Source organism: Halorubrum sp. SD612, from assembly GCF_002135005.1.
Genome location: NZ_NEWI01000080.1, coordinates 1 through 14423 on the forward strand (window position 1 = coordinate 1; position 14423 = coordinate 14423).

At 70.6% G+C, this 14423-nt stretch carries 8 protein-coding genes and 2 pseudogenes; 3 read left to right on the forward strand and 7 right to left on the reverse strand.

Going from position 1 to position 14423, the window contains the following annotated elements:
• From B9G38_RS17810 to B9G38_RS10190, 3 genes and pseudogenes are all read left to right on the forward strand, one after another.
• A pseudogene (locus B9G38_RS17810) lies at window positions 1–161 on the forward strand (V-type ATP synthase subunit B); the annotation flags it as partial.
• A 153-nt stretch (window positions 162–314) separates the two neighbouring features.
• On the forward strand, window positions 315–1016 hold the full coding sequence (locus B9G38_RS10185; RefSeq protein ID WP_049931793.1) for a V-type ATP synthase subunit D: 702 nt from the start codon (window positions 315–317) through the stop codon (window positions 1014–1016).
• A 116-nt stretch (window positions 1017–1132) separates the two neighbouring features.
• A complete protein-coding gene (locus B9G38_RS10190; protein ID WP_086220302.1) occupies window positions 1133–1522 on the forward strand; it encodes a DUF6276 family protein in 390 nt (129 codons plus the stop codon).
• A 230-nt stretch (window positions 1523–1752) separates the two neighbouring features.
• Here the strand turns inward: B9G38_RS10190 and B9G38_RS10195 are convergent, their stop codons facing one another.
• The 7 genes and pseudogenes from B9G38_RS10195 to B9G38_RS10225 form a co-directional block, all read right to left on the reverse strand.
• Window positions 1753–2106, reverse strand: a complete 354-nt coding sequence (locus tag B9G38_RS10195; protein WP_086220303.1) for a hypothetical protein — start codon at window positions 2104–2106, stop codon at window positions 1753–1755.
• Window positions 2107–2198: 92 nt separating this feature from the next.
• Window positions 2199–3704 carry a stage II sporulation protein M gene (locus tag B9G38_RS10200; protein ID WP_086220304.1) on the reverse strand — a complete coding sequence of 502 codons (1506 nt, stop codon included), beginning with the start codon at window positions 3702–3704 and terminating at the stop codon, window positions 2199–2201.
• An 80-nt stretch (window positions 3705–3784) separates the two neighbouring features.
• Complete coding sequence (locus B9G38_RS10205) at window positions 3785–6739, reverse strand: DEAD/DEAH box helicase (RefSeq protein ID WP_198945675.1); 2955 nt, start codon at window positions 6737–6739, stop codon at window positions 3785–3787.
• Between the two features lie 205 nt (window positions 6740–6944).
• Window positions 6945–9581 (reverse strand): PAS domain-containing protein, encoded by a 2637-nt coding sequence (locus B9G38_RS10210; RefSeq protein ID WP_086220305.1) that lies wholly within the window; start codon window positions 9579–9581, stop codon window positions 6945–6947.
• A 111-nt stretch (window positions 9582–9692) separates the two neighbouring features.
• A complete protein-coding gene (gene kynU, locus B9G38_RS10215; RefSeq protein WP_086220306.1) occupies window positions 9693–11105 on the reverse strand; it encodes a kynureninase in 1413 nt (470 codons plus the stop codon).
• A 70-nt stretch (window positions 11106–11175) separates the two neighbouring features.
• On the reverse strand, window positions 11176–13848 hold the full coding sequence (gene leuS / locus B9G38_RS10220) for a leucine--tRNA ligase (RefSeq protein WP_086220307.1): 2673 nt from the start codon (window positions 13846–13848) through the stop codon (window positions 11176–11178).
• Between the two features lie 117 nt (window positions 13849–13965).
• A pseudogene (locus tag B9G38_RS10225) lies at window positions 13966–14423 on the reverse strand (hypothetical protein); the annotation flags it as partial.

The following is a 14423-nucleotide window of genomic DNA, read 5'->3' on the forward strand; positions in this document are numbered from 1 at the left end:
GCTTCGAGACGAACCGCGACATCGACGAGACGCTCTCGATCGGCTGGGACCTCCTCTCGATGCTGCCGAAGGACGCCCTCAACCGGATCGACGAGGAGTTCATCGAGGAGCACTACCGCGAGGACGACTCCGAGCGCAAGGTCGTCGAAGCGGCCGACTGATCCGCCTCGACTCACCTTTTACCCGCGGTCGATACCCCTCGCCAGCGACCGCGCCGCGGTGACCGCGCTCGGGGGCCGATCCGCGGCGGCTGCCCGGCCGATCCGGCGCGTCTGAAAAGAATTAACCGCCTCGGAGCGGAACCTACCCCCAAGATGGCCAAGGACGTCAAACCGACGCGCAAGAACCTGATGGCGATCGAGGACCGCATCGAGCTCTCCGAGCGCGGTCACGACACGCTCGAACAGAAGCGCGACGGGCTCATCATGGAGTTCATGGATATCCTCGACCAGGCGCAGGACGTCCGGTCGGAGGTCTCCGAGAACTACGAGACGGCCCAGCGGAAGATCGACATGGCCCGGGCGATGGAGGGCGACGTGGCGGTCCGCGGCGCGGCCGCGGCGCTGAAAGAGCACCCGGAGATCACGACCCAGTCGAAGAACATCATGGGCGTCGTGGTCCCGCAGATCGAGTCCTCGAAGGTACAGAAGAGCCTCGACGAGCGCGGGTACGGCCTGCTCGGCTCCTCGGCGCGGATCGACGAGGCGGCCGACGCCTACGAGGAGCTGCTCGAGTCGATCATCCTCGCCGCCGAGGTGGAGACGGCGATGAAGAAGATGCTCACGGAGATCGAGACCACGAAGCGCCGCGTGAACGCCCTGGAGTTCACTCTGCTCCCGAGCCTCTACGAGAATCAGGAGTACATCGAGCAGAAGCTCGAAGAGCAGGAGCGCGAGGAGATATTCCGCATGAAGAAGATCAAAGCGAAGAAGGAGGAAGAGGAGGCTGCCGAGGAGGCCGAGGCGGCCGCGGAGGCCGCGGCCGCGGAGACCGAGGAACCCGAGCCCGCCGACTGACCGTCCACCGCGCGTCGGCCGTTCTTTCTGTTGATCGCTCTGTCCGTTTTCCCTCGCCGCTCTCGCCGCACCGAAGACGGCCGCGTTTAAGTCTTGAGCGCCGCCTATCTCCGGTCGTGCCCTGTCCTCACTGCGACGCCGACGCCGTCGGGTTCGCCGTGCCGCCCTCGATCCGCGAGTACGCGCCGGCCGACGCGGTCGCGATCTGTACTCGGTGCCTGCGGGTCGTCCCGGCCGCGGAGGCGGGGGTCGCGGGCGACGCGCCCGTCGACCCGGACCTGTCGGTTATCGATCCTGCCTTCCCCTCCGGCGAGGCGGGCGTCGCGCTGGCGCTCTGCTGTGGCAAGCTGGAGTCGTTCGCGCTTAACCGTGCGGCGATCGAGGCGCTGATCGGCCACGCCGAGCGCGCCGGCGCCGATGCGTTCGCGTTCTTCGACCGGCTCGACGCACCTGACGCCGCGTTCGACCTCGACCGTCGGCAAACGGCGCTCCGCGACGCGATTTAGTACTGGTACGATTGATCGCTTCTGTCGAACGGTGACGCCGACCGTAACTAAATCGTGGCGAGTACATCGGCAGCGAAACCCGCTAAAGCCCCGCGGCTGCCCTTTTGACTCCCGCCCCGCCCAGTACGGCACTACACAGCATCGCACACCTCCCCAGCCTCATCGGTGATTACGTACCGTCTCACTCACCGCCGTCTCGGTACTGACCGGGGCCTGTCCCGATCGTCTCGTCAGAGGTCGACGCCGTCCGGGTCGTTCCACTCGTCGTCCGCGTCGTCACCGTCGTCCGCCTCCGTCCCCGCCGGGCCGAGCCGCTCTTCGCCCTGCCGCGACTCGTGGACGGCGAAGCCGCCGGTCCGCTCGTTGCTCCCGCCGGCGTACGGGTCGGTGTCCGGGTCGTAGTCGCGCTCACCCCGCTCGAAGACGTACGCGAAGAAGCCGAACAGCGGGACGACGAACGAGATGAGCGCCCACTTGCGCGGGTCCATTCCGTACTTGGGCGCGTCGACGTACGCGTAGGCGGCGAAGCCGACGAGCCACATGAGCGGGACGCCGACGAGGATGACGGCAACGAGCGGTCGCATACCGACGCTTCGCCCGCGCGGTAATAAGGCTGCGGGCGGGCCGGCGCCTCTGCGGCCGGACGCCCGCAGACGGGTCGCCGCTCGGTCGCGAGCTAGAGGAACGGCCGCCAGTAGTACGGACTGACGAACCCCTCGATAACGGCGGCGACGGTGATCAGAATCCCGATCCCGACGGTCACCCAGAACGCTGTCTCCAAGGCGTCGGCGAACCGCTCGCGGCTCGCACGGCCGCGAAACGTCCGCCACGAGACCGCGCCGAGGCGGACGCCGAGCGCGCCGGAGACGACGAGCGCGGGGATCTCGAAGATCCCGTGCGGGACCACGAACGCGACGAGCGCGGAGAGGTTCTCCTCCAAGGCCGCGGTGGCGCCGAGCGCGAGGCCGTTGAACGCGAGCGACGAGAGCGCGGGGAGGGCAAGCCCGACGCCCGAGAAGGCGGTCGCGATCGCGACCCCCCAGTTGTTCCCAAAGTACGTCAGCGCCGCTACGGGCGGGATCTGTCCGGCGATCCGACCCTCGATCGAGGTCGGGGCCATCTCCGCGAACGGCGCGGCGGCGACCCACCCGAGCGCGCCGAACCCAACGGCCACTCCGAGCGCGAGCGCGTGGGAGCCCGGCGTCGACCGGACGAACCCGCGCAGCTCCCGCCACCCGCGTCGGAGGCCGCCGCCGAGCTGGGCCCGGAGGCCGGCCTCCGTCGGCGAGAGGGGGTCGACCGTCCCGCGGTAGTCGCCGTAGAGGACCGTCTTCAGCAGGTCGAGCGCGGGCGCGACGACGACGGCGCTGGCGAGCGCGACGACGGGGCCCCCGCCGACGAACGCGATCCCGGAGGCGACCGACGCGACGGCGACCAGCGCGCCGATCGCGACCACGAGGTACGCGGCGGCGTCGACGGGGTTCGAGCGAACGAAGCCGCCGGCGCCCTCGACCCCGCCGACGACGCCGGTGTCGTTGACGACGACGGCCGCGGGCGCGAACGCGAAGAGGATCCGAACGAGCGCGAGGGCAACGAAGCCGGCGAGCAGGGCGCCGATCGCCACCGCCGCCCCGAGGAACGGGTTCGCGAGGAACGCCGCGCCGACCGCGATCAATCCGAGCGCGACCACGCCGATCCACAGGATGAGTTCGGCGACGTACAGCCCGAGGAACGTGAGCCACCGGGACCGGGCGCCCGCGATCCCGGCGACGAGCCCGCGGTCGTCGCGGAGGCTCGCGGCGACCGCCGAGAGCTGGCCGGCCGAGACGACGGCGTACGCGAGGACCGAGAGGGCGACCGCGAGGAGGACGCCCCCGGCGAAGAGGACCACGACGGTCGGCGTGAGCAGTGGTTCGAACGCGGGGCCCAACCCCTCGGCCCACGCCTGAAGCGCCTCGGGGTCCTGCGTCTCCGGCGGCGGTTCGACCCCGGCGAGCGAGTCGCGGGCCGCGGCGAGGCGGCCGTTCAGTTCGAGGTGGAGGTAGATCCCCGCGAGCGCCGCGAACGGGCCGAGCCGAGCGATCGCCGGCACCGCGGTGCCGAGGAGGTAAAAGGGGAGGACGTCGGCGGGGCGTCGACGGAGGGTCGCAGTCGTTGCCGTGACGGCGGCGGAGAGGTCCATACGGTCGGTTCGGTCGTCCGCAACTTAAAAACGGGAGTCCGGACGGGGGAGCGGTTCGGGGCGGTCCGGGCCGCCGTTGGTCAGTCCCAGAACGACTGCGTGCGCGCGTACTCGCGCTCCTGGCGGAGCACGTCGCGGTAGAACTCGTCCTCATCCTCGCGGAGCTTATTGATGATCCGCGCGGCGTTGTGGGGCCCGACACCGCGCGCCGCGAGGGCTATCACCGCCCGCTTCCCGTGCGTCTGGACGAGGCTCGCGGCGCGGTGCGCCCGCTCGGTGCGGCGCTCCTGCTCGTCGTCCTTCTCGGCCGCGCGCACCGCGGCGACCGTCTCGTCGTCCCACGGGTTGAGTGCCGCGACCCGGGTGGACCCGCACTCGGGGCACTCGGGCTGGTCGCGGACGCGCCGGACCTTCGTCGTGTGCTTCCAGTCTGTACAGTGGAGACAAAAGAGGATCACTCGGTCGTCCCGGATGCGCTCTTTGACCGTCTCGATCACGTCGGCGTCGGCGTTGTCGGGGACGAGGAACTCCGTGCCGGCGGAGCGACCCGCGGTGCCGAGCGGGGTACGCTCGCGGGCGATAGAGAGGTCGAGCGGGCCGTCCCGTCCCCCGTCGCCCGGCTGGAGCGCCGCGAGCAGGTCCGCGGTCTCCGGCACCGCGAGGTCGGCGTGGAACACCTCACGGAGCGCCTCGTCGTAGACGGGAGTGTCTTCGAGGGCCGCGAGCAGGCGGTCGCCGCCGAATCGGCCGCGCCCCTCCTTGTACCGCTTGACGGCGCCGAACTTCGCCGCGACCTGCGCGAGCGTGAACTTCAGCGCGTCCGACTTCTTCACGGCGAGTTCGAGGTACGCCTCCAGCCGGTCGGGGTCCGTCGTCTCCAGCACCTCGCGGAAGGTTCCGGGACTGACGCCGTTCGGCACCTCGAACTCGATCCGGTACGGGTCGACGTCCATCCCGACGGACGAGCCGGCGCGCTGGCCGACGAGCGCAGCGAGCAACCGCGCGAGCGTCTCGTTGACCTCGTGGCCGAAGGCGGCGTTGACCGCGACGGTGCGGGCGCTCCCCTCGATCACGATCCGCTCGTCGGTCGGCACGGGGTGGCCGGCGTCGACGTGGTCGACGACCGCCTTCAGCGCGGCCGCGACCGTCTCCTCGTCGGTCGGGTAGCGCTCGGCGAGGTCGGCGGCGACCGCCGTCGGCGTGGAGCCGGCCGCTAGGGCGGCCGCGGCCTCGCCTCGGATCCGGCCGACCTCCTCGGCGACCGGCTTCGGGACGGGGATCTCCTGGCCCACCCACGAGGGGACCTCGCCGGTCGGGTCGGGGATCGGCGTGACGTTCACGCGCTCCTCCTCCTCGTCGACCTCGGTGATCCGCCACATCTCGCCGCGCTGGACGAACGTCTCGCCCGGCCCGGCGAAGTTGACGACGAACTGCTCGTCGAGGGTGCCGATACCCCGCCGCGAGGACATGTCGTACACCTCGTAGGTGGACTCGTCGGGGATCATCGAGAGGTTCGCGTAGAAGTACTGCCAGGTGCCGCCCGACTTTTCGAGAGTGTCCGTCTCCTCGTCGAGCCACAGCAGGCGGTTCCCGTCGAGCTCGCGGACGACCTCCTGGAACTCGGGCTCCGAGAGGTCGGCGAACGGGTAGGCGTTCGTGATCGTCTGGTACGCCTCCCGGGCGTGGACCTCGCCCTCGTCCATCACGAGCCCGACGATCTGGTTGGCGACCGTGTCGAGGCTCCCGTGGTGGATGTTCGCGGGCTCGACGAGCTCCTCGCCGGCGCGCCGCGCGATGGCCATCGCTTCGAGCGTGTCGTCGCCTCCCTGCGTCACGACGGTCCCCTCCGAGACGAGGTCGCGGCGGTGGCCCGCGCGGCCGACGCGCTGGAGCAGCCGGGCCACCTCGCGGGGGCTCCCGTACTGGACCACGTGGTCGACGCGCCCCACGTCGATCCCGAGCTCCATCGAGGAGGTGCAGACGAGCCCGTCCAGATCGCCCGACTTGAACCGGTCTTCCACGTCGACCCGGACCTCCTTCGAGAGCGATCCGTGGTGGAGCTCGATCTCCGTGGGGTCGGCGGCGTCGTCCCGCCCGTCGCGTTCGGCGGCCTCCCGCTCGTTCTCGGCGAGCGTCTTGAACCGCGAGCCGAGCGCCTCCGCGGTCTGGCGCGTGTTGACGAAGATCAGCGTCGACTCGTTCTCGGCGACGATCTCGCGGATCGTCCGGACGTGGCTCGCGGTCGTCTCGTCGACCGCGAGCTCGCCGGCGAGCGTGGTATCGCGGTCCGTGATCGCCGGATCGAGGACGCGCACGTCGGTCCGCGTCCCGGCCGCGACCTCGACCGTCTCGAACGCGCGGTCGCCGGGGCGGTCGGGGTCGCGCTTGCCGGTGCCGACGAGGAAGCGCCCGACCTCCTCGGGGTCACCGACCGTCGCGGAGAGGCCGACGCGCTGGAATGGCCCCGCGACGCGGCGGAGGCGCTCGAGGCCGACCGTGAGCTGGGCGCCCCGCTTCGCCGCGGCGAGCTCGTGGACCTCGTCGATGACGACGTGCGCCACGTCCTCCAGGGCGACCCGCATCTTCGAGCCGGTGAGGATCGCCTGGAGGCTCTCCGGGGTCGTGATGAGCACGTCGGGCGGGTCGTCGGCCTGCTTCGACCGCTCGTACTGCGTGGTGTCGCCGTGGCGCACCGCGACCTCGACGCCGAGGCGGTCGCTCCACCACTCAAGCCGGTCCATCATGTCGCGGTTGAGCGCGCGCAGCGGGGTGATGTACAGCGCGGAGATTCCCTCCCGCGGCGGGTCGCCGGGCGCGTCGCGGGCCGCGACGACCGCGTCGAAGACGGGGAGCATCGCCGTCTCCGTCTTCCCGGTCCCCGTTGGCGCGAGGACGAGAGCGTTCCGCCCGTCGGCGAGCGGCGGGATCGCCTCGCGCTGGGGCTCCGTCGGCGTGGAAAAGCCCCGGTCGGAGAGCGCCTCGCGGATATCGCTCCCGAGGTGCGCGAACGCGTCCATGCCCGACGATTCCGCCATTGTCTGATCGTCGGACCTTGGGCGCTCGGGCGATTAAGCCCGTCGCCCCGCGCGACGCGCACGGTCGACGTGAGGCGGCGGCGACGCGCGGCGACGGCGACGCGCTGGATGGAGACGCGCGGCGATGTCGACGCGCGGCGACGGCGACGCGCTGGATGGAGACGCGCGGGACGGCGACGCACGGCGCCCGCCTCGCGCGCGCCGATCAGTTCGCGAGGGGCAGTTCGACGGCGAACACGCTCCCCGTCGGCTCGTTGTCCTCGACCCACACGTCGCCGCCGTACTTGTCGACGAGCGTCTCGACGAGGTACAGACCGATCCCCGTCCCGCCGCTCTCGAGCCCCTTCGCGCCCTCCTGGAAGATGTCCTCCTTGTGGTCGTCGTCGATCCCGGGGCCGTTGTCCGCGATCGACACGCGCACCGAGTCGTCCGAGACGCGCGTCGAGACCGTGATCTCGGCCCTCTCCTTGTCGTTGTGGACGACCGCGTTCGTCAGCAGGTTCCGGAACACCGCCTCCAGCAGGTCGTCCGCCGCCACCGTCACGTCCGGGATCGACTCGCTCACGGTGACCGTCGCCCGGTCCTGCTCCGACCGGACCTGTTCGATCTGTCCGTTGAGCTCGGCTCGGAGGTTCATCGGCGTCAGGTCGGAGCCGGCCTGTAGCAGCACGTCGGTGACGTCCCTGGCGGTCTCCGTGATGTCCGCCGCCTGCTTCGCCGCCTCGATGACCGTCCGCGCGTAGGTCCGGCTCTGGTCGTCGACGAGCGCGTCCTCGAGGAGTCCGGTGTACGACTCGACCACCATCAGCTGGTTTCTGATGTCGTGGCGGACGACCTGGTTGAGCAGCGTGAGGTTGTCCCGCTGCTCTTCGAGCGTCCGCTCGTACTGCTTGAGCTCGGTCACGTCGCGGGCGTATCCAAGGACGGCGTCTTCGCCCGTCTCGGCAACCTCGTAGGGTATCTTCGTCGTCTGGAGGATGCGCGTCTCCCCGTCCGCCGTGGTCAGCGTCTCCTCGTCTATCGTCCTCGGCTCGCCCGACTCGATCACGGCGAGGTCGTCCTGTCTGAACGCCTCGGAGTCCTCGGCGCTGGGGATGATCTCCGCCTCGGACTTGCCTTCTACCTCCTCCGGCGTCTTCCCGTACGCCGCCGCGGTCGCCTCGTTGGCCAGCAGGTACTCGCCCTCCCGGTTCTTCACGAACACCAGGTCGGGCACGAGGTCGATGATCCGCCGGAGCTCCTCGCGCGTCGCCTCGATGGCCCGCTCGTACTCCTTCCGCTCCGTGACGTCCTGGAACAGCCCCAGCGCCCCGACGACGTTCCCCGCGTCGTCGTACTGCGGATCGCCGATCGCCCGCACCCACTTGGTCCGATCGGACTCCGTCACGATGCGGAGTTCGAGGTCGTACGACTCGCCCGCCTCGGTCAGGCGGTCGAACGCCGCCTCGATGGCGTCGCGGTCGTCCGGGTGGTAGAAGCTGAGCCCGTCCTCTAGGCGGATCGTGTCGTCGGGCGGAACCTCGTGGATCCGGTACACCTCGTCGCTCCACGTGAGCGAGTCCTCGACCAGATCGGCCTCCCACCAGCCGATCGACGCGCTCTCTTGGGTGCGCTCGATGACCGATCGCGTGCGTTCCAGTTCCGCCTCCCGGCGCTTCTGGTCGTCGATGTCGAGGTGGACCCCGACCGCGCGGACCGGCTTCCCGTCGTCGTCGCGCTCGACGACCTTCCCGACGTCCCGGATCCACTTCCAGTCCCCCGCCGCGGTGCGCATCCGGTGTTCCGTGTCGTAGAGCTCCGTCTCGCCGGCCATGTGGCTCGACAGGGCGTCTTCGACGGGCCCGAGGTCGTCGGGGTGAACGCGCCGCTCCCACGCGTCGAGGTGCGGTTCGATCTCGTCGGGCGCGTGGCCCAACATCCGGGCCCACCGGTCGTTGAACTCGACCTCGTCGGTGGCCATGTCCCAGTCCCAGACGCCGATCTGTGCGCCCTCGACCGCGAGTTCGAGGCGGTCTTTGATCTGTTGGAGCGCTCGCTCTCGCTCCCGTTGTTCGGTGATGTCGGTCGACACGCCGCACACACCGCGTATCTCCCCCTCCTCGTCGTACACGGGGGACTTCCGCGTCAGCCGAACGCTCTCTCCGGCGGGCGTCGGCACCGTCTCCTCGACTTCGATCCGTTCGCCGTCTTCAACGACCCGGCGGTCGTCAGCGCGGGCCTGCGCCGCGACGGCCTCCGGGAAGAGTTCCTCGTCGGTCATCCCGACGGGATCCTCGTCGACGTCGAACACGTTGCGGCACGCCTGGTTCATCAGCAGGTACCGCCCCTCGGTGTCCTTCAGGAACACCGCCGCGGACATCGTCTCCAAGACGGTCTGGAACCGCCGGTGCGTGCGCCGGTGTTCCCGCTCCCGCTCCTTCTGTCGCGTGACGTCGCGGGCGACGCCGACGATCTGCGTCACCGTTCCGTCGTCGACGACTGGGGTAAGCTTCGTCTGCCAGTCGGTCGCCCCGCCCGGGAACTCGAGCCGCTCCTCGTACTCGATCGTCGTCCCCCGCTCGACGCAGAGCCGATAGTTCGCCTCGACCGCGGCCCCCTGTTGCTCTCCGAGGAGTTCCCGCGGCGTCTTCCCGAACATCGCGTCCTCGGTCAGCCCGGTCTGTCGCTGGTGTGCGGTGTTGTTCTGCCTGAACGTGAACTCGTACTCGCCGTCCGTCCGCGCCACGTCAACGAGAAAGATCGCGTCGTCAGCCTCCTGAAACATCGCCTCGTAAACGCTCGTCACCTCGTCGCCGTCCGATCCGAACCGATCGGCACCGTTCGTCGATGAACCTCTTCCCATGATCTCGTTCTTCTCTCTTTACGTTACTGAGAGTAATAATACTGCGGATGTCAACGCGGGGAACAGACCGCCCGTCGACCCCGCTCGCGGCCCCTCACGGCGCCGCGCCCGCTACGTTACGCCGCCCTCGCCCGTCGCGTACGCCTCGTGGGCCCCCGAGTCGAGGATCGCCTCGATCTCGTCGACGACCTCCAGCACGTCGGCAAAGGAGGTGTAGGGGGCCGCGGGGCAGACCCGCACCACGTTCGGCGGTCGGAAGTCGACGACCGCGCCCCGGTCGTTGAGCGCCTCGCTCAGCCGCTCGGCCTCGGGGTGTTCGAGGGCGACGTGACCGCCGCGCGCGGCGTGTTCGCGGGGCGTTCCCACCGAGACCCCCGGGAGCCGGTCGTCGACGAGGGCGATGAGGAAGTCGGTGAGCGCGAGCGACTTCGCCCGCAGGCGGTCGATCCCGGCCTCGCGCAGGAGTTCGACCGACCCTTCAAGCGGCGCGGCCGAAAGCAGCGGCGGCGTGCCGATCTGCCACGCGCCGGCGGAGTCGGCCGCGGTGAAGGCCATGTTCATCTCGAACTGCGTCGCCTTCTCGTGGCCCCACCACCCGGCCAGCGCGGGGTCGAGCCCGTGGTGGCGCTCGGCGACGAACAGCGCGCCGATCGACCCCGGTCCGGCGTTGAGGTACTTGTACGTACACCACACCGCGAAGTCGACGCCGGCGTCGCCGAACGCGTGGGGGACGGCGCCCGCGGAGTGGGCGGCGTCGAAGCCGGCGTACGCGCCCGCCTCGTGGGCCGCCGTCGCGATCCGCTCGACGTCGAACAGCTGGCCCGAGCGGTACAGCGCGGTCGGCATGAACACGATCCCCACGTCGTCGTGCGCCGCCAGCGCCGCCTCGATGTCCCGGGGATCGATCGTCCGCCCGTCGCGGCTCGGAACGACCCGGAGCTTCTCGTCCGGGTCGATCCCCCGCTGCCGGAGCTGCGCCCGGAGCGCGTAGTGGTCGGAGGGGAAGTCGAGCTCGTTGACGAGGACCGCGGGGTCGGCGTCCGGGTCGCCGTCCGGCGCCCACTCTCCGTCCGCGGCCGCGACGTCCTCGCGTTCGGGCCCGTTCCCGGCCAGCAGCTCGTCGAGGAACGTGCCGATCAGGGTGTGGATGTTCACCGTGATCGAGTTGCCGACGACCACCTCGCTCGGCTCCGCGCCCACCAGCGGCGCGACCGCGTCGCCGAGTCGTTCGCCGACATCGAACCACGGCGGGTCGGCGTCGGTCCACCCGGAGATGAGCAGCTCGCGCCACTCGTCGACCACGCGGTCGAGGCTCGCGAGGGCGGCGTCGCTCGCGGGGCCGAGCGAGTTCCCGTCCATATAGAGAACACCGTCAGGGACCCGGTAGCGGTCCGCGAACGACGCGAGCGGATCGTCCTCGTCGAGTCGCGCGGCGAGCACCGCGGGGTCGGCGTCCTCTCCGTTGTCGGCGCCGAGTCCCTCGCCCGCGAGGGCGTCGCGCGCGGGAGCGTACGGGTCGTCCATACACGAGGGCGCCGCGCCGGCGACTAAGCGTTTCCGGGGTCCGGCGAGGGCCGCGAAACGGTCGGGTGACCTACTCGACGATGTCGATCGCGGGTCGGCCCGGCTCCGCCTTGCTGACGACGGCCTCCTCGGCGTCCGCGGCGCGCTCGACGCGGACCGGGGCGTCGAACTCGCGCTCGATCAGCCACGCGGCCGCTCGCAGGGCGTCGTGTTCGGCGTCGCCGTCGAGCGTCTCACGGAGCGCCTCGCGGTTCGCCTGGAGGTCCTGCCCGTACGAGGCGGCGTCGTCGCCCCGCTCGCGGATGTGGCTCTCGGCCATCAGCTCGGCGATCAGGTTGTCGGCGTCGCTGTCGATCGCGATCTCCAGCGCGTCGTACTTCCAGTCGGGCGCGACGACCACGTCGATCCGCTCGGGGTCGTCGATCCCGGCGACCTCGACGATGTCGCGCACGTCTTCGCGGGTGTTCTCGACCAGCCGGCGCCGGCGTTCGACCGTCTCGCGGTCGACGCTCGCGGTCGGCCAGTCGGCCTCCGCGACGAACCCGTCGCGGCCGAGCGACTCCCACAGCTCCTCGGCGAGGTGGGGCGCGACGGGGGCGAGCAGGCGGACCGCGACGTCGACGCCGCGCTCGAAGACGGCGGGGTGCGGGTCGGCGTGCTCGCGGTAGCTCCGGAGCGTCCCCACGAGGTCCTGCGCCTCCCGCAGCGCCACGTTGAACGTCAGGTCGTCGTACTCCGCGCCGGCGATGGCGACCGCGGCGTCGGTCTCGTCGGCGACGTAGTCGTCGATTTCATCGCGGTCGGCGTCGGGGTCGGCCGTCGCCACGTCGCCCGCGGCGTGCGCCTCGACGAGGTCGCTGAGCCGGGTCAAAAAGCGGTGCGTGGACTTGACGCCGTCCTCGGACCAGTCGAAGTCGCGCTCGGGCTGGGCGGCCTCCATCATGAACAGCCGCGCGGTGTCGGCGCCGTACTCGTCGACGATCCGCTGCGGCGAGACGACGTTCCCCTTCGACTTGGACATCTTCTCGCCCTCCAGCTGGACCATCCCCTGTGCCAGCAGGTTGGTGAACGGCTCGCGGTGGCCGAGGTCCTCCTTGTCGGCCAACACCTTGGTGAAGAACCGCGAGTACAGCAGGTGCATCACGGCGTGTTCGATGCCGCCCACGTACTGGTCGACCGGCATCCAGTCGTTCGCGCGGTCGAGGTCGAACGGGGCGTCCGCCAGGTCCGGCGAGACGTACCGCAGGAAGTACCACGAGGAGTCGACGAACGTGTCCATCGTGTCGGTCTCGCGGGTCGCCGGCCCGCCGCACTCCGGACAGGTCGTCTCCTGCCACTCGTCGGCGGCGTCGAGCGGGTTCCCGGTGGTGTTGATGAACTCGGGCAGCTCGACGGGCAGGTCCTCGTCGGGTACCGGGACCGCGCCGCAGTCGTCGCAGTGGACCATCGGGATCGGCGTCCCCCAGTAGCGCTGCCGGGAGATGCCCCAGTCGCGCAGCTGGTACTGCGTGGCCGGCTCGGCGCTCCTGATATCGTCCGTGATCCGCTCGCGCGCGGTCTCGCTGTCCAGTCCGGTGTACTTGCCGGAGCCGATTAGGACGCCGTCCTCCGTGAATGCGGCCTCCTCCACGTCCGGTGCGTCCGGGACCGCTTCGCCGTCGGGGTCGTCGGATTCCGGCGCGATCACGGGTCGGATCTCGACGCCCTTCTTCGTCGCGAAGGCGTGGTCGCGCTCGTCGTGGGCGGGCACGGCCATCAGCGCGCCCGTCCCCACGTCCGAGAGGACGAAGTCCGCGACGTACACCGGGATCTCCTCGCCGGTGGCGGGATTGGTCGCGGTCAGTCCGGTCTCGACCCCGTTCGGCTCGTCGCCGTCGGGGTCGGCCTCGTGGTGGACGAACTCGTGGATCTCGTCGTCCTCCTCGGCCAGCTCCTCGGCGATCGGGTGATCGGGGGCGATCGCGAAGAAGGTCGCGCCGTATATCGTGTCGATCCGGGTCGTGAACGCCGTTACGTCCCCGTACCCGTCGATCGAGAAGTCGACCTCGCTGCCGTGCTGTCGGCCGATCCAGTTGCGCTGCATCTGCCGGACCGAGTTCGGCCACCCCTCTAGGTCGTCGATGGCGTCCAGCAGCTCGTCGGCGTACTCAGTTATCTTCAGGAACCACTGGTCGAGCTCGCGGGTCTCGACGGGGGTGTCGCAGCGCCAGCATAGCTCCGCGTCGCCCTCGACCTGCTCGTCGGCGAGGACGGTCTCGCAGGAGGGACACCAGTTCACCTCCGCGTCGCGGCGCTCGACGAGGCCGGCCTCGTGGAAGCGGCGGAACAGCCACTGGTTCCACCGGTAGTAGTCGGGGGTACACGTGGTGACCTCGCGGTCCCAGTCGTAGCCGAACCCCATCGACTTCATCTGCCCCTTCATCGTGTCGATGCAGTCGAACGTCCAGTCGCGGGGGTTGGTGTCACGCTCCTTGGCGGCGTTCTCGGCGGGCAGTCCGAACGCGTCCCACCCCATCGGGTGGAGCACGTCGTCGCCGCGCATCCGCCGGTACCGGGCGTACGCGTCCGTGATCGTGTAGTTGCGGACGTGACCCATGTGGAGCTTCCCGGACGGGTACGGGTACATCCCGAGGACGTACGTCGGGTCCGAGGCCTCGTCCGGGACGTGGTACACGTCGGCGTCGTCCCACGCCTCCTGCCACCGTTCTTCGACCGCCGCGTGGTCGTATCTCTCCTGAGACATCTGCTTATATACTCGTGGTCGGTTCTGCGTCGTATAGCTTTCCATCCAGTGGTGCGCCGTGACACGGGGCGACGCGGCCGTTGCGCGCGCCCGCGAGAGCGCCGGCGCGCTGGCGGCCTACAGCTTCTCGGCGTTCCTCGCCTGCTCGACCCGCTTTCCGGTCGCGTTCGCGAGCCCGGGCGGGAGCCCCTCCCGCGCGGCCGCGAGCCGCTCCTCGATCCGGGCGATCCGGTCGAGCACGTTCGCCAGTTGACGCTCCGTCCCTTCGGCGTCGCCCTCGCGGGCGCGCTCCTCGGCCCGCTCCGCGGCGTCGACCGCGGCCGCGAGGGCGCGTTCGAGCCCGTTGACCGCGTTCGACGGGCCCCCCGAACCGCCGCCGCTCCCGCCGCTGTCGTTTCCGCCGCCGCTCCCGCCGCCCGCGCCGCCGTCTCCGTCCCCGCTGTCGCTCTCGGCCGCCGCGGCCGCGACCGCCGCGCGCGTCTCCTCGGCCACGTCGGCGACGTAGCCCACGAGCGGGGCCGCCCCGGTCTCCGGGCGCTCGATCCGGATCGCGTCGTCGCCGACGTGGCCGAGGA

Excerpts from the sequence above, each read along its gene's own strand:
- B9G38_RS10185 (WP_049931793.1), top strand. The coding sequence starts at position 315 with ATGGCCAAGGACGTCAAACCGACGCGCAAGAACCTGATGGCGATCGAG.
- B9G38_RS10195 (WP_086220303.1), bottom strand. The coding sequence starts at position 2,106 with ATGCGACCGCTCGTTGCCGTCATCCTCGTCGGCGTCCCGCTCATGTGG.
- B9G38_RS10200 (WP_086220304.1), bottom strand. The coding sequence starts at position 3,704 with ATGGACCTCTCCGCCGCCGTCACGGCAACGACTGCGACCCTCCGTCGA.
- B9G38_RS10205 (WP_198945675.1), bottom strand. The coding sequence starts at position 6,739 with ATGGCGGAATCGTCGGGCATGGACGCGTTCGCGCACCTCGGGAGCGAT.
- B9G38_RS10210 (WP_086220305.1), bottom strand. The coding sequence starts at position 9,581 with ATGGGAAGAGGTTCATCGACGAACGGTGCCGATCGGTTCGGATCGGAC.
- kynU (WP_086220306.1), bottom strand. The coding sequence starts at position 11,105 with ATGGACGACCCGTACGCTCCCGCGCGCGACGCCCTCGCGGGCGAGGGA.
- leuS (WP_086220307.1), bottom strand. The coding sequence starts at position 13,848 with ATGTCTCAGGAGAGATACGACCACGCGGCGGTCGAAGAACGGTGGCAG.